Origin of the sequence: Flavobacterium aquatile LMG 4008 = ATCC 11947 (assembly GCF_000757385.1) — a bacterium.
Classification (GTDB): domain Bacteria; phylum Bacteroidota; class Bacteroidia; order Flavobacteriales; family Flavobacteriaceae; genus Flavobacterium; species Flavobacterium aquatile.
Window position 1 is genome coordinate 140,195 of record NZ_JRHH01000004.1, and the last position, 20,094, is coordinate 160,288.

18 protein-coding genes and 1 other RNA gene are annotated in these 20,094 nt (G+C 31.5%); 6 read left to right on the plus strand and 13 right to left on the minus strand.

The annotated features are described in order from the left end of the window. The first annotated feature begins 42 nt into the window (after positions 1-42). Both LG45_RS10465 and LG45_RS16470 read left to right on the plus strand, forming a co-directional pair. Positions 43-1,980, plus strand: coding sequence for a polysaccharide biosynthesis protein (locus LG45_RS10465; RefSeq protein ID WP_165570804.1), 1,938 nt, complete (start codon positions 43-45; stop codon positions 1,978-1,980). Positions 1,981-2,332: 352 nt separating this feature from the next. After that, on the plus strand, positions 2,333-2,488 hold the full coding sequence (locus tag LG45_RS16470; RefSeq protein ID WP_165570805.1) for a hypothetical protein: 156 nt from the start codon (positions 2,333-2,335) through the stop codon (positions 2,486-2,488). Positions 2,489-2,707: 219 nt separating this feature from the next. Here the strand turns inward: LG45_RS16470 and LG45_RS10470 are convergent, their stop codons facing one another. From LG45_RS10470 to pyrE, 8 genes are all read right to left on the minus strand, one after another. Then, positions 2,708-5,074, minus strand: a complete 2,367-nt coding sequence (locus LG45_RS10470) for a GumC family protein (protein ID WP_035126949.1) — start codon at positions 5,072-5,074, stop codon at positions 2,708-2,710. Next, positions 5,075-5,842 carry a polysaccharide biosynthesis/export family protein gene (locus LG45_RS10475; protein WP_035126950.1) on the minus strand — a complete coding sequence of 256 codons (768 nt, stop codon included), beginning with the start codon at positions 5,840-5,842 and terminating at the stop codon, positions 5,075-5,077. 522 nt (positions 5,843-6,364) lie between these two features. Next, entirely contained in the window at positions 6,365-6,682 is a 318-nt protein-coding gene (locus LG45_RS16575) for a hypothetical protein (RefSeq protein WP_174799567.1), read from the minus strand. A gap of 460 nt (positions 6,683-7,142) precedes the next feature. Then, positions 7,143-7,541, minus strand: a transfer-messenger RNA (tmRNA) gene (ssrA, locus tag LG45_RS16290). 134 nt (positions 7,542-7,675) lie between these two features. Further along, entirely contained in the window at positions 7,676-9,022 is a 1,347-nt protein-coding gene (locus tag LG45_RS10485; RefSeq protein ID WP_035126952.1) for a DEAD/DEAH box helicase, read from the minus strand. Positions 9,023-9,298: 276 nt separating this feature from the next. Continuing rightward, positions 9,299-9,778 carry a hypothetical protein gene (locus LG45_RS10490; RefSeq protein WP_035126954.1) on the minus strand — a complete coding sequence of 160 codons (480 nt, stop codon included), beginning with the start codon at positions 9,776-9,778 and terminating at the stop codon, positions 9,299-9,301. 86 nt (positions 9,779-9,864) lie between these two features. Further along, on the minus strand, positions 9,865-10,257 hold the full coding sequence (locus tag LG45_RS10495) for an SRPBCC family protein (RefSeq protein ID WP_035126955.1): 393 nt from the start codon (positions 10,255-10,257) through the stop codon (positions 9,865-9,867). Between the two features lie 52 nt (positions 10,258-10,309). Beyond that, positions 10,310-10,951, minus strand: a complete 642-nt coding sequence (gene pyrE / locus LG45_RS10500) for an orotate phosphoribosyltransferase (RefSeq protein ID WP_035126957.1) — start codon at positions 10,949-10,951, stop codon at positions 10,310-10,312. A gap of 7 nt (positions 10,952-10,958) precedes the next feature. On the opposite strand from pyrE, the gene LG45_RS10505 reads away from it, so the two are divergent. Beyond that, complete coding sequence (locus LG45_RS10505) at positions 10,959-11,561, plus strand: NUDIX hydrolase (RefSeq protein WP_035126959.1); 603 nt, start codon at positions 10,959-10,961, stop codon at positions 11,559-11,561. On the opposite strand, the gene LG45_RS10510 is transcribed toward LG45_RS10505, so the two are convergent. Continuing rightward, positions 11,562-13,280 carry a M14 family zinc carboxypeptidase gene (locus tag LG45_RS10510; RefSeq protein ID WP_035126960.1) on the minus strand — a complete coding sequence of 573 codons (1,719 nt, stop codon included), beginning with the start codon at positions 13,278-13,280 and terminating at the stop codon, positions 11,562-11,564. It lies immediately after the preceding gene. A 93-nt stretch (positions 13,281-13,373) separates the two neighbouring features. Between LG45_RS10510 and LG45_RS10515 the strand changes: the two genes are divergently transcribed. Beyond that, the gene (locus tag LG45_RS10515) at positions 13,374-14,717 is read left to right on the plus strand and encodes a DEAD/DEAH box helicase (protein WP_035126962.1); all 1,344 of its coding nucleotides are present in this window, start codon (positions 13,374-13,376) and stop codon (positions 14,715-14,717) included. Here the strand turns inward: LG45_RS10515 and LG45_RS10520 are convergent. The 4 genes from LG45_RS10520 to LG45_RS10535 are packed head-to-tail and all read right to left on the minus strand — an operon-like array spanning position 14,714 to position 18,306. Continuing rightward, entirely contained in the window at positions 14,714-16,231 is a 1,518-nt protein-coding gene (locus tag LG45_RS10520; protein ID WP_035126964.1) for a carboxypeptidase-like regulatory domain-containing protein, read from the minus strand. The genes LG45_RS10515 and LG45_RS10520 overlap by 4 nt on opposite strands. A gap of 40 nt (positions 16,232-16,271) precedes the next feature. Further along, on the minus strand, positions 16,272-16,724 hold the full coding sequence (gene coaD, locus LG45_RS10525) for a pantetheine-phosphate adenylyltransferase (protein WP_035126966.1): 453 nt from the start codon (positions 16,722-16,724) through the stop codon (positions 16,272-16,274). Continuing rightward, positions 16,721-17,329, minus strand: coding sequence for a hypothetical protein (locus LG45_RS10530; RefSeq protein WP_035126968.1), 609 nt, complete (start codon positions 17,327-17,329; stop codon positions 16,721-16,723). Before LG45_RS10530 ends, coaD begins: the two co-directional genes overlap by 4 nt. Positions 17,330-17,334: 5 nt before the next feature. After that, positions 17,335-18,306, minus strand: coding sequence for a D-alanine--D-alanine ligase (locus tag LG45_RS10535; protein ID WP_035126970.1), 972 nt, complete (start codon positions 18,304-18,306; stop codon positions 17,335-17,337). Between the two features lie 101 nt (positions 18,307-18,407). On the opposite strand from LG45_RS10535, the gene LG45_RS10540 reads away from it, so the two are divergent. Together LG45_RS10540 and LG45_RS10545 are read left to right on the plus strand one after the other, a co-directional pair. Continuing rightward, the gene (locus tag LG45_RS10540) at positions 18,408-19,031 is read left to right on the plus strand and encodes a PASTA domain-containing protein (protein WP_035126972.1); all 624 of its coding nucleotides are present in this window, start codon (positions 18,408-18,410) and stop codon (positions 19,029-19,031) included. Continuing rightward, the gene (locus LG45_RS10545) at positions 19,021-20,064 is read left to right on the plus strand and encodes an RluA family pseudouridine synthase (protein WP_035126974.1); all 1,044 of its coding nucleotides are present in this window, start codon (positions 19,021-19,023) and stop codon (positions 20,062-20,064) included. The genes LG45_RS10540 and LG45_RS10545 overlap by 11 nt, the downstream gene beginning before the upstream one ends. The last annotated feature ends 30 nt before the right edge of the window (positions 20,065-20,094 follow it).

Genomic DNA, 20,094 nt, shown 5'->3' on the forward strand with positions numbered 1-20,094 from the left:
AGATTTAAAAATTTGGGGTATCTTCCTAAATGGCTCATATTTATGATTGATATAAGTATCGTTTTTTCTTCGGGAATAGTTACTTATTTTTTATTAAATGGCTTAAGGTTAAAGTTTGTACCTATAAATTATATAATACTTACTAACATAATCTATTTTACGATAAACACATTCTTTTTTTGGTTGTTTAGAACCTATTCGGGTATTATTAGACATTCATCCTATACCGATGCAGTAAAATTGTTTTTCTCTCAGTTTTCAACTTTTATAACAATTATAGGTATTAACATTTGTTTGCTACTTTTTGATTATCAGAAGCTTTGTTTAACTACTGGAGCTTTTATAAATGCGGTATTTTCTTTTAGTTTATTGTTTTTTTATAGAATTATTGTAAAACAGTTATTTGCAATTTTCTTTTTTGATAGTGGTTGTTCAAAAAGAGTAAGAGCAATTGTTTATGGATCGGACAGTAATGCTATTGCAGTTGCAAACGCACTAAAGTTTGAGGTGCCAGGAAGATTTGAATTAGTTGGATTTATTGATAAAAATAATGAAAATTCAACAAAAAGAATATTAGACTTACCGATAATAAAAATTAAAAAAAGCATTACTGTTTTAATGAGGTATATGAAAGTTGAGGCTATTATTATGGCCGATGAAACTTTAAATAAAGAAGAAAAGGCATTAATTGTAAATGAGTGTATTGATTATGGTTTTAAGGCATACACGATTCCTGTAATTCTTGATGTAAATGATAAAAAACAAATCTCAAGTGGAATAAAAAGTTATGAGATTCATGATTTACTCGAGCGAAAACCTATTGTATTAGACACAATGTCGCTTTCAAAAAAGTTAAAAGGTAAAACCATATTAGTAACCGGAGCGGCAGGTTCTATAGGAAGTGAAATAGTCAGACAAATATTATTTTTTAATCCTGAAGAAATAATACTTCTTGACCAAGCAGAAACACCTTTAAATAATTTGTCATTAGAGATTTTAAGTCATAATAAACAGGTAAAAATAGTTAATTATATGGGCGATATCAGAGATATTGAAACTGTAGAATCTATTTTTATAAAATATAGGCCAAATGTTGTTTATCATGCTGCTGCTTATAAACATGTCCCAATGATGGAAAATAACCCTGCACAAGCTATTTTCACTAATGTATTGGGAACTAAAAACATAGCAGACTTATCACAAAAATATAGAGTGGAGCGATTTGTAATGATTTCAACAGACAAAGCGGTTAATCCAAGTAGTGTGATGGGTGCAAGTAAAAGAATTGCAGAAATGTATGTGCAGTCAAAACATTTTATGCTTAAAGAGAGTAATTCTAACCAGTACACTAAGTTTATTACTACAAGATTTGGAAATGTACTTGGTTCAAATGGTTCGGTAGTTCCTTTATTTGCTAGACAAATTGATGAAGGCGGTCCAATAACCATAACACATCCCGAAATTATTAGGTATTTTATGACAATTCCCGAGGCATGTCAATTGGTTCTTGAAGCTTGCTCTATGGGAAATGGTGGCGAAATTTATGTTTTTGATATGGGTAAGCCTGTAAAAATTATTGACCTCGCCAAGAAAATGATTCGTTTAGCAGGCTATATACCAGAAAAAGAAATCAAGATTAAAACAGTTGGTTTACGACCAGGTGAAAAATTATATGAAGAGTTATTGCATAACTCGGCCCAAAATTTACCCACACATCATGAGAAAATAATGGTTGCCATTGAAGTCTGCAATAAGCACGATGTGATTGAAAGACAGGTTTCTGATCTCATTCAATCTGCAAAGTACTTTAAAAATGAGGAGATAGTTATCCTAATGAAGCAAATTGTACCAGAATTTAAGAGTTTAAACTCTGTGTATGCGGTTTTAAATAAAAAGGAGGTTAATAGTAAAATGGAAAAAACGGTCAAATTGACTACCTCTTTCCAATCTAAATTGACTATCGATTTCGGTGCAAATTGACAACTAATTCAAGTCCAAATTGACCACCTAAATTTTTGGATAAACTAGACATTAAAAAAGGTACTTTTTTCATGTTGTTAGCCCAATGCTATTAAAAGTGCTATCGAAAGTGGGAAAACAGACATCGACACAATAATGGCTCTATAATTGTAACTTCTCAAATACCAGTGCAAGGTTGGTACGATATAATATGAGAAAAAACAATAGATGATGCCATTCTAGACTGACATATACATCAATCACATAGCATTGAGTTACAAGGTGAATCCATGAGAAAGAAACGAGGAATCAACAAAGAGTAATTTTAGTATATTCGAATAACAAATTAGCACAAGAAAAAAAGTAGTTTTTAATGAAAAATGGAGTTGGTCATTTTGCTCCGAAATTAGGTGGTCAATTTGGACTTGAATTAGGTGCTCACTTTAAATTGGAATTAGATGGTCAATATCACCTAGAATTTGCAGTTTTTGGTGCAAAGGAATTTCAAAATACTCTAAATTCATTTTAGAGTATAAAAAAAGAAACGTAATCACTCTTTTTATATCTAAATACCAATATAGTAGCTATATATACTATGATTGTATTATTAATAATTCTATATATCCCATAAAAAAAATTAAGTTTCTATCTTATTTTTGAAATTTTATAATATAAATACTTAATAATAAAAAATATCTAAATTCTCGGAAAAAAAAGATATCTTGAAAGGGTTTCACTAAATTTTAATTTATTTTTTCCTATTTAATTTTGATAATATATGTTTAGTTCTCTTCCATAAATTATCTTCAATCGTGCCATCTTCATAGCCATAGCCATAGCCATAACCGTAGTTATATTTATAGCCATATTTTTTATTTTGTTCTACATTGTTCAATATTATTCCCATACTTTTAATTGTATTGAGCTTCTTGAAATTAATAATAAATTTCAATAATCTTTTTTCTGTAAAATTTGCTCTTGCAACATAAAGAACGGTATCTGCAAATCCTAAAATTAAACTAGTATCTGTTACCAATACTGTTGGTGCAGTATCAACTATTATATAATCATATTTGCTTCTCAGTTCTTCCAATAATATTTCAAATCGTCCATTTGATAATAACTCAGCAGGATTTTCAGGTATTATTCCAGATATTATAACGTGAAGGTTGCTATCTTCTTCCAAGTTTTTTGTTATAATATCGTCTGATGTTAATTTTGCATCAAACAAATAATTGGTAACACCTTTTACTAAAAGTTTTTTTAAATCTAAAGATCGGTGTAATTGAGGATTTCTTAAGTCAGCACCAACCAAAACAATTTTCTTTCCAAAGGAAGCAAGTGTTAAGGCCAAATTTGTTGATACAAAAGTTTTACCTTCTCCTTTAACAGAAGATGTAACAAAAATAACTGTTCCTTCCTCTTTTGATGGTGAAATATGTTTAATATTTGAACTCAATATTCTGAACGATTCTGATAGTACTGAACGGTCTAAATGACTAACTTTTTTTTGCTCATCTTTTATATTCGGAATTTCAGATATCACAATAGCATCACTAATTTCCTCTTCTATATCTTCCTTACTTTGAATTTTATTATTAAGTAAATTAGTAATAAAAATTACGCTAAAGGGGATAAAAAGTCCTATCAAAAATGCAATACCAACGTAGGCTTTGCGATCTGGAAATATGGGAGCATCCGAAAAAACAGCATACTCAACTACTTTAATGCAAGGATTTGTGATGGCAAGATTTACAAGTGCTTCCTCTCTTTTTTGTAACAATAAAACATATAAATTTTCTTTTATTGTTTGCTGTCTTTCTATGGATCTTATATTTTTTTCTTTTTTTGGAACACTTCCATATTTTTCTTTTTCTTCAGCATTAATTTTTCCGAATTCTTCTTTTTTTATTTCTAAAACCTTTTGATAACCAATTATGGAGGTTTTTACATTATTTTTTAATTGGTTGGCTTGACTTATACTTTCTGCAACCAACGGATTAGAGGCGCCACCTCCTGATTGAACTAGTTTATTACATTTAAAAACCTGTTGATTGTACTTCTCTATTAAACTGTTTATTTCTTGGTCATCAAATCCAACATTTGGAGGTAGAAGTTCCAGTTCTTTAGATTTATTTATTGATAGCAACATTAATTTAGATAATGTTGATTGTGTGTTTACTTTATCTAAATCAGATTTTGATATATAAGTTCTTTGCATTAAAAAACTTCCATCACTATCTACATTAACAATCTCATTATTTTTTTTATAATTCGCTTTTGATTCTTCTATTGAATCTAATTCAGTGTAGAGGTATTCAAATCTTTTATCAACAAAATCTACAGTTTTTTGATGTACAAATTGTCGGTCTTTTATTCCATCATTGTTGAAAACAGTAACTAATTTATTTACTATATCACTAATTTTTTCTGTGTTGTTACCTGTTAAACTGATTTTCAAGATGTCACTTTGGTTTCCAACATAATCAATGGCTAATTTTCTAGAAATACTTTTGGAAATACTTTTTTGATCTCTAAGAAATACTGAATAAATTCGTCCATTTAATTTTTTAATAGAAGTGTTGTTTTTTAAACTTAATTTAAATGGTATTTCAAAATCAAAATTGGTGTGTTCAAATCTATATTCTTTATTTGAATCATTTAATTTATATCCTTTATCTGTAATTTCAATTTGAAACGTAACTTTTTTGTTTTTAAGAGAATCCTTTTCAATGGACCATATTACTTTAAAAGGAGTCTTATTCCATAATTCATAAGACTTCACTCTACCTACGCTGTAGATTTCTGTGGTTAAATTTAAACTATCTACAACAGTATTAATTATTCTAGAAGATTTAATATTTTCTATTTGATTTTCATGATTAACTTTACTTGTACCAAAAATTGAAACACCATCATTAGGCATTTTAAATGCTGCGTTGGAGCTGTCTAAAATTTGAATTTTACTGGATGTTTCATAAACATCACTTGCGTATCGAAGATAAAAAAAACATGCCACTAACGATACAACAGTGGAAAATAAAATCCATTTCCAATGGTGTAAATATTTTAATAGTTCTTCTTTAAAATTAATTTTAATGGGTTGACTTTGCATTTATTTGGAGAGTAGAATAATTGTTAGTACTAACGATACAGATACAGAAACTACTGAAATAAAAGTTCCTAAGTTACCTACATAACCAGCAGTTTTTACTTTTGGACCGTTTGGATTAACATAGATAATATCATTTGGTTTAATGTAATAGTGTGGTGAACTAAACCAGTTTTTTGACGTCAAATCAATCATAATGTATGATTTTATATTGTTTTCTTCTCTTATCAACAACACATTTTCTCTTTTTCCATTAATAGTCAAATCGCCAGCATATCCTAATGCTTGAAGAATACTTATTTGTGGTTCTGTATATTTATAAGTTCCGGGTTGGTTGACTTCGCCCAAAACGGTGAATTTTGCATTCATTAAACGAACGGTAACTATAGGTTCTTTAAGATGTTTTTCGTCAATTAATTTTTTCATTAATAACGATTCCAACTCTTCTAAGCTAATCCCTGTAACCAAAATTTTTCCCAGAATGGGCAAAGTTATTTTGCCTTCTTGGCTTACTAAATAACCTTGAAATAGTGAACTGTTTTGATTTTGATCCTGATTTAAATTGTACATCATTGACAATTCTGAGGAACTTGATGAAACGATGATGCTTAAAATGTCATTAGGTTGAATTTTATTTACAGTGTAAACATTTTGATCTTGTTTTTTGTAATCAATGTCAGTAAAGTAAAGGATTTCTTTTTTAGAAGAACAAGAGTAAAAAAAAAATAAACCAAAAATAGAAAGAAAGAAATTGGTTTTAGTAGCGTTCATTTATGGAGATAGTTAGAAATTATTTGGTTAAAATCTTATAAACCAATTGGATTTAATCCAAAAGTTTAATTTGCGAGCAAATATATACATCTACCTTTTAACTATCAACAACTATTCAATATATAAACTTTTCTGAATTATTATTTAATGCAGACTTAACATAGGAGTATAGTTTTAGCGAAACATATATTGAAAACTTGAATAATAATGGCTTATGATCGCTGTGTTTACTCCAAGCTTCATAATTTCCAATTTCTACACTTTCAAATACATCCATAAAATCAGTAGGTGCAAAACAATAATCAATATGATATTGCTTACTTGCATTTCTTTACATGTATAAAGTTGGATGTTCTTCTTTACTTTGAATTTGATAATAAAATTTATGATATACGCTTACGATGTTTTCTTTACAAGTATTTCTACTACGTTTGAATGATTTCTTTCTCTTCTTGGTTTGTCTCAAATTGTATTACTATTAAAATCTCCAATTAAAATAGTTTTGCTTTCTGACAATATCGATTAATAAAATTTTAGCGCCTTCCAAATTTGGGTGACATATGCTCCATCTTTGTCTTTCGGATTATTTGCCCAGATTGTAAATATTGTAAATTCAATTTTGCCATTTGTCAACGATATCGGCAATATATTTTTGAATTCCTGATTATGAAAATCTAACAAATCTAATTTGTAATCACTGTAAGAGAATACTCCAGGGCTCTTATTTTGGTTTTCTACGTACCAGATTATTTGAGTTGGTTTTTGAACATTATTGGGTAATTGTAATCTTTCTGGATTTTTACATTCTGGAACTATCGAAATATCAGATTTATGTTTCAAGATAAACTCCGCTATTTTTCAAAACTCTATATTACAATTCCTAGTGATAATTTTCATGAAAGTTAGTTATGTTCAATTCTGTCCCACAGTTTATACCAACTTATAAATATTCGCAGCTAAATATAGCTTTTAAATTTTAAATTGCTAACTTTTAGTGTTTTAGTAACAACAATTTATAAATGTGAAATGCGTATATTTACATAAATTAAAGGTATAAAATAATTTAGCCTAATCTATCTACTAGTAAATACATATGCAATAAATTATGCTCGAACTATTTATAATTGATTTCTTATAAAATTATTAGTTTGATGTTTTAATTTTAGTTAAATAAGTTAAAAAAGTTAATAAATTTAAGGAGGTAAAATATTTTTTTTTAGAAGTTATTAAGAATACAATTATCAACTAAATTGTCAACTAAAATAATAAACCTTTGTAAATCAAAGACTTACAAAGGTTTTTGTGGAGTCGCCGAGAATCGAACTCGGGTCCAAACAAGCAATCAAAAGGCTTTCTACACGCTTATTTCCTGATTAAATTTTCGTTGTTCTGCTTGGCCAGAAACAGCCACAAAACACTTATCTTCTTAAATTTTCGTAACAGCTCCAAAGCTCCACTGTTCTTAGGTTCGTATTTACGATTCACCTATATCGACCGCCACAAACCAAAGCTTTCGAGGTGAATCCTGCTTTCCTACCTTGTAGGAGCGTGGCCAATCTTACTATAATTCAGATTATGCAGCAAGAGCGTAGTTTCCTTCGCCGTTTATGTTTTTGTAAATTTGGATTTACGAGCTAAAAATACAACGCTCGACGTGCTTACAATTTAATTCCACTTGCTGTCAAAACCAGTCGACCCCATTTTTAGTATTCCGATTTCATTTCAAAAATCAGACCACAAATATACTTCCGATTTATCGTTTAAGCAATAGCAATTGTAAAGATTATAGACAAAGTAAAAACTATTCACTAATCACTATTTACTAATCACTAATCACTTATTCTTCCTCTTCGCAGCACGTTTCTTCTCAACACCACGATTAGTAGGCTTAGTTTTTCTTGGTTTTACCTTTCCTGGTCCACCAAGGTTGACTTGTTTATTTTTAGCAGATTTCTCATGAAACGCTTCTCCACCTTCTTTTTTAACGCGTTTCAACAAGAATTTTATTTTCTTTCTGTCTTTTTCAAATTCCAATAGGCGAGTGGCCACTTCAACATCCGATGGTAATTCTAAGAAAGTAATCTCTTTTTCCATCAATATTTCGGCTTGAATCTGAATCTCTTCTTCGTACGGAGAAACAAAACTAATCGCAATACCCGATTTATCGGCACGACCTGTTCTACCAATTCTATGAATGTATTGTTCTGGAATCTCAGTAAATTCTACGTTTATAACGTGCGTAATATCAGAAATATCCAATCCACGAGCCATAACATCGGTAGTAATAATTCCGCGTATTTCTCCAGCCTGAAACGATGCCATCGTATTCAAACGGTAATTCTGCGATTTATTAGAGTGAATCAATCCAAATTGCTCTGGAAATTCTTCCTCAATGCTGTTGGCAACTAAATCGGCTATCTTTTTGTTATTCACAAAGATCAAAATACGACTCATGCTCTCATCACTTTGCAATAATCCTTTTAACAGATTAATCTTCGTTAGAAAGTTAGGCGTTCTGTATGCCAATTGTTCTATTTTCTCCAATGGTGTTCCTGAAGCTGCTAGCGTTACTTCTTCGGGTAAATCAAAGTATTCGTCAAGCATATCATCAACATCATCCGTCATCGTTGCCGAGAATAAAATGTTCTGACGCTTGTTTTTCAACATCGCCAAGATAGAAGTCACCTGAGATCTAAAACCTAGGTTCAATATCTCATCAAATTCATCAATAACCAATTTCTGTACCGAGTCAAATCGGATTACGTTATCCAAGGCCAAATCCATCGTTCTACCTGGCGTTCCAACTAAAATATCGATACCTTGATAAACGGCTTTTTTCTGCGTATTGATGTTCACACCACCGTAAATTCCTAGTGTTCGCACCGACATGTATTTGGTCAAACTCTCTACAACATCCACAATTTGAACTACCAATTCACGCGTTGGAACTAGTATTACAATTCTTGGCGAATCGGTTGCAATAAACTTCCATTGTTTCAATAACGGAAGCAAATAGGCAAGGGTTTTTCCCGTACCGGTTTGTGCAATTCCCATCACATCTCTTCCTGACATTAAGGTTGAAAAAGATTTTTCCTGAATCGGAGTTGGTGTCGTCAATCCCAATTCATCAATCGCTTTTTGCAATGATTTTGGAAGATTAAACTGTTCAAAAGTGCTCATTTTACTTATAATTTGGCGCAAAGGTAAGCATTTCTTTTTTAGTCGTAAAAAGCGTGGTTTTTGTTCTTGTTATTAGAAGCGAATGGCTTGGGCTTTCTTGGTTTCCATTTTCCTGCTTTCCATTCCAATTCCCGATGAAAAATCGGGAGATTTCCATTGCAATCAGGGCTAGACTTCAATCAATTGGCATTCTTTAATCGTCAGTAAATAAAAAACCTTCTCCATTGCTGAAGAAGGTTTATTTTTTTTTTGAGACAACGTCCAATAATCAATAATTTACAACCATTTCTTTTCGCTTTCTGTAGCGTCTAAAATGTCAATGTTAAATATGGATTTGAATTCTTCTGCCATGTTAAAGGCATCGGCTCTATTTTGAGTTTTATAAAAAGTGATGTGTTTATTTCCTTTATAAAACAAATTAAGTAAGATAATATCATTTTGAAGCGTAGTTTCAGCAGTTATAACACGAATGGTTTGATTTTCTTTTGTTTTAAACACAGAAACATATTCAAACTCTGGACAAGGCATCCACTTTCCAAAACGAAATCCAAATAGTGATTTTATATTTCTGTAGGTATTTGTTTTAAGATTAATTTCAGAACCTTCAGTCAATAATAAATTGATTCCTATTACTAAAAAAATGGATCCAAATAACAGACTCAAAGAAAGTAATGAGTATAAACCAAGAGCAAGTAAAAAGAAGCCAAGTATTTTTTTAAACAAAGGAATGTCTTTTGTATATGTTACTATATCCATGAATTATGTGTTTGTATTAGCGATTGTTTATTAAAAAACCTTCAACATTACTGAAGAAGGTTTATTATTTTAAAGAATGTTTCTTATTACAATTTGTGCATGTTTTCAGCCAAAGTCTCAATAAACTTAGTAATCGGACCTTTAATCATCATCGCCATCATTGGATTGAAATCACCCTCAAAGTCCAGTTTTACTTCACTAGAAGCATCAGAAATAGCATCAATAGAAGCAACCAATGTAAACGGCAGTTTATCACTAGCAGCAGCAAGATTCACTTTAGAATGCGGAACACCTTCTTTCAATCTCAATTTGATTTCGGGCATACCTTTCAATCCAAAGTTAAAGATGTCGTCACCAAGAACTTCAAATTTAGCAATATTCTCAGGCATCAATTTCTCAAAATTCTTCACATCGGATAACGCAGTATATAAATACTCCGCTGATTTTGCTACTGTAACTTTTGGGCTTTCTAAATTCATTTTTTATATCTTAATACTTTTGTCTTACTACTTAATACTTCAATCTTAATACTTAAACACTCCAAGTAGAAGGACTTTTTCGCCACTCTTGCAACGTCTTTTGTTCGGTTTCTGTTATGTACTGCTTTTCTACAGCAAGATCTAAAAGATGTTCGTAGTTACTTAATGTATTTAGATTTACGTTGGCTTTTTTAAAGTTCTCCTCGGCAACAGCAAATCCATAAGTAAAAATAGCAATCATTCCTTTTACATTCGCACCAGCTTCTTTCAAAGCTTCAACGGCAAGTAAACTACTATTTCCTGTACTAATTAAGTCTTCTATAACAACAACATTTTGTCCTTTTTGTAAAAAACCTTCCACTTTATTTTGTCTTCCATGCTTCTTTGCTTCTGGTCTAACATACACAAATGGTAGTCCGAGCTCTTCTGCAACAAGTATGCCAATGCCAATTGCACCAGTCGCAACACCTGCAATAACATCGGGTTTGCCATAAATTTCTTCTATTTGTTTAGAAAATTCATCGCGGATGTAATTTCTTATCGCTGGAAATGAGAGTGTTAGTCGGTTATCACAATAAATAGGTGAATTCCAACCCGAAGCCCACTTAAAAGGATTTGACGGATTCAATTTAATTGCATTTATTTGTAAAAGCAATTCGGCTGTCTTTTCGGCTGTATCTTTATTAAAAATCATAGTACAAATGTATAAAGTTTTTGTGAACGACAAACCACTTTTTTTGACAAATGAAGTCGCCAAGGAAACCGACTTTCAGTTGTTTTTGCTTGAAAGTGTTGATATTGAGCAACTTATTATTAAAATGTTCAATAATAAAATTTCTAAAGCGTATTTGTATTATCCCGATGAAAAGGAGATTCTCAAAAAGGTGAAAGAAAAAATACCAGTTAAAAAAGCTGGCGGCGGATTGGTGTACAACAAAAACGGCGACGTTTTATTCATTTTCAGAAACGGAAAATGGGATTTGCCGAAAGGCGGAACCGAAAAAGGTGAAGAAATAGAAGACACTTCTTTACGTGAAGTAGAAGAAGAAACAGGTGTAACTGGACTTAAAATTTCAAGAAAACTACAAAAAACCTACCACGTATTTAAACGCAACGGAAAATACCGACTTAAAATCACACACTGGTTTGAAATGACAACCGATTTTGAAGGAACTCCAATTCCGCAAGAAAATGAAGGCATCGAAAAAGTAGCGTGGTTAAATCCATCGGAAATAAAACAAGCTTTGAATAATTCCTATGAAAATATCAAATTGTTATTTGAAGAAGAGAAGATATTGAAATAGTTATTTTACAATTCTATAAACTGGATATTGTAAATGCGACTTTTCGTAATAATCAGAATGTCTGTAAATCCAGTCCAGTTGTGCCGAACCGCTATCAGAAAATGCTTTATCGGATTGTTTTTTAGCATCAAATTCGGCTTTTAAGATAGGATTAATATCCAATAATTCTTTAGCAACATCTTCAAAAACATAAGCTGAGAAATACTCTTTTTGCTGTAATATAGCATCAAAGAAATTCCAGTTAAAATAAGAGTCAACCGCTTCTGGTTCTAAGGTTTCCAACAAATATTTTGCCGCTGGTTGTTTTGTAGAAAACACGTAGTCGCCTGCAACGAATTTTAGCTTTTCTGTTTTCTTAGAAACTTTGGTGTTGTAATGTCCGTAATGTCCTTCATAAGGCGATTTTGACGTTTGATAACTATCAATTTTATACGATTCGACTTCAATTATGGTATCGTTTTTTAATTGAGTATAATCTATCTTATTTAATTTCAACAAATCAATGACTTGCCATTGCGATTGCGGAATTGCATACGACTTGGGAACAGAAACAAATTTAGAAGGTTTATAATTTCCATAAAACGGAATCTTTTTAGTAAATGGTTTGCTTCGGTCATAGAATAATCGGTCTTTTCCGGAAATGTCACTTGGTTTGTTCTTTCCTTCAAATCCTTTGAAATCAATGTAAGAAACTTTCGTAGAATCAATCGTCCAATCAATAGGATAGTTGGTTCCAGCTTTATATTCATTGTAACTTTCGCTTCTGATGTCCTTTATTTTCTGCCAATTCGCATCGGTGTAGTTAATAACGCTTACCATAAATTCGTAAGTAACTTTCACGCGCTCTTTGAACGATTTTAGCATGTGTGTTTCGGGTACAAATCCCAAAGTATTGAACAAGGTTGTATAACCAGTTGCGTATCTTGGCGTATCGGTAAATTGTTCGAAACCTTTGTCTGGCGTAGTGCTGTGAACGTTTACATACGGCACAACATCAATCTTTTTTTGATTCATACTTTGTACAATACCGGGATAAAATTCGTTAATGAAATAATTTCCCAAAGTGGTTCCAAGGCGTTCATGCTGCGTTGCAATACAAGTAAAAGTATATTGATAATCAGCACCATTAGAAACGTGATTGTCTAGGAAAACATCGGGATTTATACTTCTATACAACTCTTGAAAACTCCTAGAATTTTTAGTATCCGATTTTATAAAATCACGATTTAAGTCAAAATTACGAGCGTTTCCTCTAAAACCATATTCTTCCGGACCATTTTGATTGGCTCTTGACGAAGTGTTTCTATTCAGCATTCCATCAATATTATACACCGGAATTACAACTACCATAGTGTTTTTTGGAACTTTAATTTTGGCAGTTGCTAAATCTCGCATCAGCATCATCGAAGCATCAATTCCGTCAGGTTCACCTGGATGAATTCCGTTATTTACTAAAACGATGGCTTTATTTTGATTGACATCAAAGTTTTTATTTTCAGAAAAGATAACAATATGCAAAGGTTTACCACTATCGGTTTTTCCTTTTTCAATCATTTGAATCGTACTATAATTGGCATCCAAATCCTGATAATAGCGAATGCACTCGTCATAAGTTGTCGATTGGTTTCCGTTTCCTTTTTCGAATGGAGTTTGTAATGAAACTGGTTTTTGAGAAAACATTAAAGTCGAAAACAATAAAGTGAATAGTAGAAATCGCATGGTTTTGTTTTAATAAAATTCAAATGTAAAGATAATTATCAGATTCGTAATTCAAAATTCGTAATTCGTAATCCAAAAAACTACCTTTGCAAAATGAATAAAAATCCACATTCCAACAATTTACTTTTAAATTTAGGTATTGAAAGCTTAAATGAAATGCAAGAAATGGCACAAGACGCTATTTTGAATGATGCCAATGTTTTATTGCTTTCGCCAACAGGTTCTGGAAAAACGCTTGCTTTTTTGTTACCAATTTTTAAAATGCTGCAACCTGAAATCAATACGGTTCAATGTTTAATTTTAGTTCCATCACGTGAATTAGGTTTGCAAATTGAACAAGTTTGGAAGAAAATGGGAACCGATTTCAAAGTAAATGTTTGTTATGGTGGACACTCAATAGATACCGAGATTAAGAATTTATCAAATCCGCCAGCCGTTTTAATTGGAACTTCAGGTAGAATAGCCGATCATATTGATAGAGAGACTTTTAAATTGGATACCATTGAGACTTTAATTTTAGATGAATTTGATAAATCATTGCAATTGGGTTTCCATGAGCAAATGAGTTTTATTATTTCGAGATTGTCTAAATTGAACAAACGCGTTTTGGTTTCGGCAACTTCAGATATTGAAATTCCAAAATATACACGAGTTGTAAATCCGACAGTTTTAGATTTTATTCCGACAGAAGAAGAGAGTACTAATTTGGAATTGAAGATGGTTGTCTCTAAGGAAAAAGATAAAATCAATTCGCTTTTCAATTTAATTTGTTCGTTAAAATCGGAAGCTGCAATTATCTTTTGCAACCATCGTGATGCAGCCGAACGAATCAGTGATACGCTCAACGAAAAAGGAATTTATGCCACATATTATCACGGCGGAATGGATCAAGACGAGCGAGAACGTGCGTTAATTCAGTTTAGAAATGGAAGTGTAAGTTATTTAATCACAACCGATTTAGCCGCACGTGGATTGGACATTCCCGAAATGAAGCACGTAATTCATTATCATTTGCCATTAAAAGAAGACGAATTTACCCATAGAAACGGTCGTACTGCTCGAATGTTAGCCTCAGGAACGGCCTACATAGTTGCTCACGAAAGTGAGAAAAAAATGGAGTATTTAGATTATGGAATGGCAGTTTTGAATGTCGAAAATGCAACAACATTACCGAAACCGCCGCAATTTCAAACCATCTACATCAGCGGAGGAAAGAAAAATAAACTAAATAAAATTGACATCGTAGGTTTCTTTTCTCAAAAAGGAAAACTAGAAAAAGGTGATTTAGGATTAATTGAAGTCAAAGATTTCATCTCGTTCGCGGCAGTAAAATCTAAAAAAGTAAAAGAACTTTTAGGAAACATTCGCGACGAAAAAATGAAAGGTAAAAAGTTTAAGATTGAAGTGGCTAGGAAAGTGGTTAAGAAAGAAGATTAATCTATTGATTTGAATTGTTTCATTTCTTCAGTTGGTTCAATTGCGCTGTAATCTTTCCATATTTTTGGATCATATTTCTTGATTTGCAAATAATTAAAATCTTTTTCTTTTATATTTTCTATGACCAATCCGTTGCTTTCAGAACGATTGATATTTAGATACTCTTGTTTTTCAAATGAATTTCCTTCCACTTTTAAATCAAGGGCAAAAACATCTTTTTCACCATCTGTTAATTCAATAAATTTCAAAGGTCGGTTTATATAAAAGTATTTTCCAGATTCGTGGGCTACATAATGAAGAATGTATCCATAATCAATAGGATTCTTTTTGTAAATAACAGTACCGTTACTAATGTTTTCTGATGATTTTACTCCTAATATAAATTTTAAATTAAGACTGTTCAGTTTTTTGCCTTCTTCCAATTTGTAATCTACTCTAATTACTGCAAAATCCGATTCAGAAATATAAAGTGTTCCTTTATACTTTGCTTTACTTTTCTTTGGTTTGAAACTCAATTGATAAATAAGTTCCTGTTGGTCAGAAAAAGAAGCGCCTTCATATTTATATTCATAATTTTCTGGAGTATGAATAAAATCATATTTAGAAGTATTAGAAATACTATTGGAGTAAGTAAAAACATCTAGCTTACTTTTTGCTGCTGTTAATTGATTTTTAGGACTTTTACTTTTTTTCTGATTATAATCTTTTCGTAAGGTGATGGTATCTCTAGAGCCAAAAAGACCACTTTTTACTCTGTAATATTTTGTAGAATCAAGATGTTTTAATACAATATCTGTAGTTGATTTTTCTAAATCGTCTAAGGCAACTGCATTACTTGCATCTTTTAATTTAGTTGCTTTCATTACTTCCATTTTGGATACATAAAGGTTTTTATCATCCTTTTTTGTTACGTAAGAATATTTATTACAAATGAAGTCGATAAAATGTTTTGGAGGATTTGTTTTTAATTTAGATGTAAAGGAAGACATTTGAGCGTTTGCTGCTTTAAGTGCGTCTTTAGAAAATCCAGTTGATTTATCAATCTCTACATCGAGTATTTTTGGTTTAAAATTATTTGTTTCTCTAAAGAAAATGAGGTCCTTTTTAGGTTTTGAACTATAGGGATAATTAGTTTTAAAATTGGCTTTTACATTCGCCATAATCTCATACGGACTTAACTTTTCATTTGAAATTGTAACTTCGTTTAGTTCAATTACACTTGGTGTTAACTTTACAATATTTTGCATGGCTTTTAGCTCTTGAACGTTTATTTTTTGAAGAACATAACCAATGCAAGAAATGGCGAGGGAAGTAGTATCATCAATATCACTTTCGGATAAATTGAAATATCCTTCGCCGTTCGAAATAACGTTTTCTTTATTGTTGATTACAATATTGGCGTATGAAATGATTTCACCGGTAGATGAATCTATTATTTTACCAGTGATATTTTGGCAAAAACTGTTACAAGTAAGTAATAGAAAAAGAAATACAATGCTATTTATTTTTTTCATGGCTGCGATTTAATGATAAATTTTGGAATAAGTACTACATTTAAATTCTAACAGAATCTGGAACTAAAACAGTATAATCACCACCATTTCTAAGTACATCACGAACAATACTTGACGAAATGTATGATGTTTTTGCAGCAGTTAATAAAAACACAGTTTCAATTTTAGACAATCTTCTGTTGGTGTGTGCGATGGCTTTTTCAAATTCGAAATCGGCTGGATTGCGTAATCCACGAAGAATGAATTCGGCTTTTTCTTTCTTGCACAATTCAATTGTTAGTCCTTCATAAGTAACAACTCTTACTTTAGGTTCATCTTTAAAAGCTTCTTCGATAAAGCGTTTTCGGTCTTCTAGTGAAAACATGTATTTTTTTTCGGCATTGATACCAATGGCGACAATTACTTCGTCAAACAGTGAAATACCTCTTTTAATTATATCGTAATGACCGTTTGTAATTGGATCAAACGAACCTGGGAATAGTGCTTTTTTCATTGGTTTCTTTGTATTTCGTAGATAGAATTTTCGTTGAATAATTCTAATAATTCTTTTTTTGAAAATGTTTTTTCGGATGTATAATTTTCATTTAAATTAATTTTATCAATACCTTTATAATTGTCTAAAGTATATTTATTTAATAAAACAGTAACACTATCTTTTGTCACATTACTTACTTTTAAAGTTGTGTGTTTTCCATCAATATTAACTTTGTAAACATCATTTCGTTCTGGTTTTCTGATATAATTTTTTTCTAATTTAGTCATTTCGATTCCAGTATAAATTGCGAATGACAAAATAGAAAGTAAAATTATTATGCCTGAAAATTGCCAGATTGGTGTTTTAATTGAGATTTTTGTTTTCTCATATTTAACTGATTGTTTAACAATATCATTTACTTCTTTTAATTTGAATTCTTTTTGACAATTAGTACAAAAAACTTTAGTTATTCTTCTAGTTGGTGCTATTGGAATCATCAATATTCTAACTAATCCACCATAAATTCTAAACTCTAAATTTTCTTTATTTTTACAATTTGGACATTCTGAATTCCTTAATTTTCCTGAAGCAAGGATTTTTAAAAACGTTTGTATTTCAACCATTTGAATTAATTTAAAGCTAATTCAATAGCATTTGTAAATAAATCTTGAAGCGATATTCCAGCTTCACGTGCTTGTTGTGGAATCAAACTTTCAGTTGTTAAACCCGGAATGGTATTCATTTCTAGCATAAATGGTTCGCCGTTTACCAAGATAAATTCACTTCTAGAAAATCCTTTCATTTTTAATATAGTGTAGGCTTTTTTAGCTACCGTTCGAACTTTTTCTGCTACATCTTCTGGTATTCTTGCTGGAGTAATTTCTTGTGATTTTCCTAAATATTTGGCTTCATAATCAAAGAAATCATTTTCAGAAACAATTTCGGTAATTGGTAAAACGATGATTTCTCCTTTATAATTGATCACACCAACAGAGACCTCGGTTCCATCAAGAAAACTTTCAATAATAATCTCATCGTCTTCTTTATAAGCATTGGCGATTGCATACAACAATTCGTCTTGAGTTTTTACTTTAGAAATTCCAAAACTGGAGCCCGATTTATTTGGTTTTACAAAACATGGCAATCCAACGGTATTTATAATCTCGTCTTGATTGATTTCATCACCTAAATTTAGATAATACGAAGTAGCCGATTTTATTCCGTAAGGTTTTAAAACCGACAATAAATCACGTTTGTTAAAAGTCAATGCAGCTTGATAATATTCGCAAGACGTTTGCGGAATTTCTAGTAACTCAAAATAGGCTTGCATCAATCCATCTTCTCCAGGAGTTCCGTGAATTGCATTGAAAACTGCATCAAAAACTATCTTTTTACCATCAACTGTAACCGAAAAGTCGTTTCTATCAATGGCAAATTCGTTTTTATTTTCATCAACATAAACCCATTTTTCTTTAAAAATATGAATGCAATATCCGGTGAATTTTGTAGTGTCTAGATTGTTAAAAACCACATTTCCACTAGTTAACGAGATTTTATATTCGCTAGAATAACCTCCCATAATTATTGCAATATTTTTCATTTAGAATAAATTTTAGTTTTGATTAGTAAATAACAAAATTATCATTTTTTTTCAAACCAATTACCTTTAGGATTTATATCTTTGCGATAAATACTAATTTTATGAGTTTCAAAAAATATATTACAAGTCGTGTCTTTTTAGCGCAACTTTTGGCGGCACTTGCAATAATGGCAGTTCTTGCGTATTTGTTTTTTCATTGGATTACTTTTATCACCAATCATGGCGATGAAATTACAGTTCCCAATTTGAGTAAACTAAATCCAGAGCAAGTAGAAGAGAAGCTTGATGAATTAGATTTAGATTATCAAATTATTGATACTGTTGATTATAGATCTGATTTTCCAAAATTAACTGTTGTTGAGCAAGAACCAACTTCGGGATCCAAAGTAAAAGGCGGAAGAACGATTTATATCAAATTGAATGCGTCAACGTTCAAAATGGTTTCAGTTCCCGATTTAATTGAGAAAACGTACCGTCAAGCGGTTCCAACATTAAAAGCTGTTGGTTTGCAAGAAGGTTCTATAAAATACGTTCCTTATTTAGGAAAAGATATGGTTCTTGAAATGTGGATTAACGGTAAGAAAATCAAAGCAGGCGAGAAGGTATTAAAAAATACAAAAGTAGATTTAGTTCTTGGAGACGGAAAAGTAGTATTTGACGAAAGTCAATTAGATACCGTTCCAAATACTGAAATTCAAATAGATAGCATTTCAAATGAACAATAATAACGAGGTTTTAGAACCAGAAGAAGAACTTTACGAACATTACCGATATGAGGTTGCCAAAGGTCAAGCACTTTTGAGAATTGACAAATATTTGATGTTAATGATTCCAAATGCAACCCGAAATAAAATTCAGAATGCGGCAACTAACGGCGATATTTATGTAAATGATGTTCCTGTAAAATCCAATTATAAGGTGAAACCGCTTGATGTAGTTCGTATTTTATTGGCACATCCGCCATTTGAAAATAGAGTTGATCCCGAAAATATTCCGCTAGATATTGTTTATGAAGACGATACTTTATTGTTGATTAACAAACCACCCAATTTTGTAGTGCATCCAGGTCACGGAAATTACACCGGAACTTTGGTGAATGCTTTGGCCTATCATTTTGAGAATTTGCCTTTAAACAGCTCAGAACGTCCAGGATTGGTACATCGAATTGACAAAGACACGTCAGGACTTTTGGTAATCGCCAAAACCGAAATTGCGATGACGCATTTGGCAAAGCAATTTGAAGATAAAACCACCGAAAGAGAATACATCGCACTAGTTTGGGGAAATGTCAAAGAAGACGAAGGACGAATTGAAGGAAACATTGCTCGTCACGTAAAAGACAGAATGCAGATGGCCGTTTTTGCCGATCCAGAAATTGGTAAACCAGCCGTTACTCATTACAAAGTTTTAGAGCGTTTTGGCTATGTTACACTAATTTCTTGTAAGTTAGAAACAGGTAGAACACACCAAATTCGCGTACATTTAAAACACATCGGACACACGTTATTCAACGACGAACGTTATGGTGGAAATTTGATTCTAAAAGGAACCACGTTCACCAAATACAAACAGTTTATAGACAATTGTTTTAAAACCTTACCGCGTCAAGCCTTACACGCTAAAACACTGGGTTTTATTCATCCTACAACTAAAGAATACATGCGATTTGACACCGAGTTGCCACAAGATATGCACGATGTTATAGAAAAATGGAGAAACTATTCTAAAAATGTTGCTTCAGAAGAAGAGGACGATTAGTATTTTTAGAACCTAAGCTTTTGGCATTTT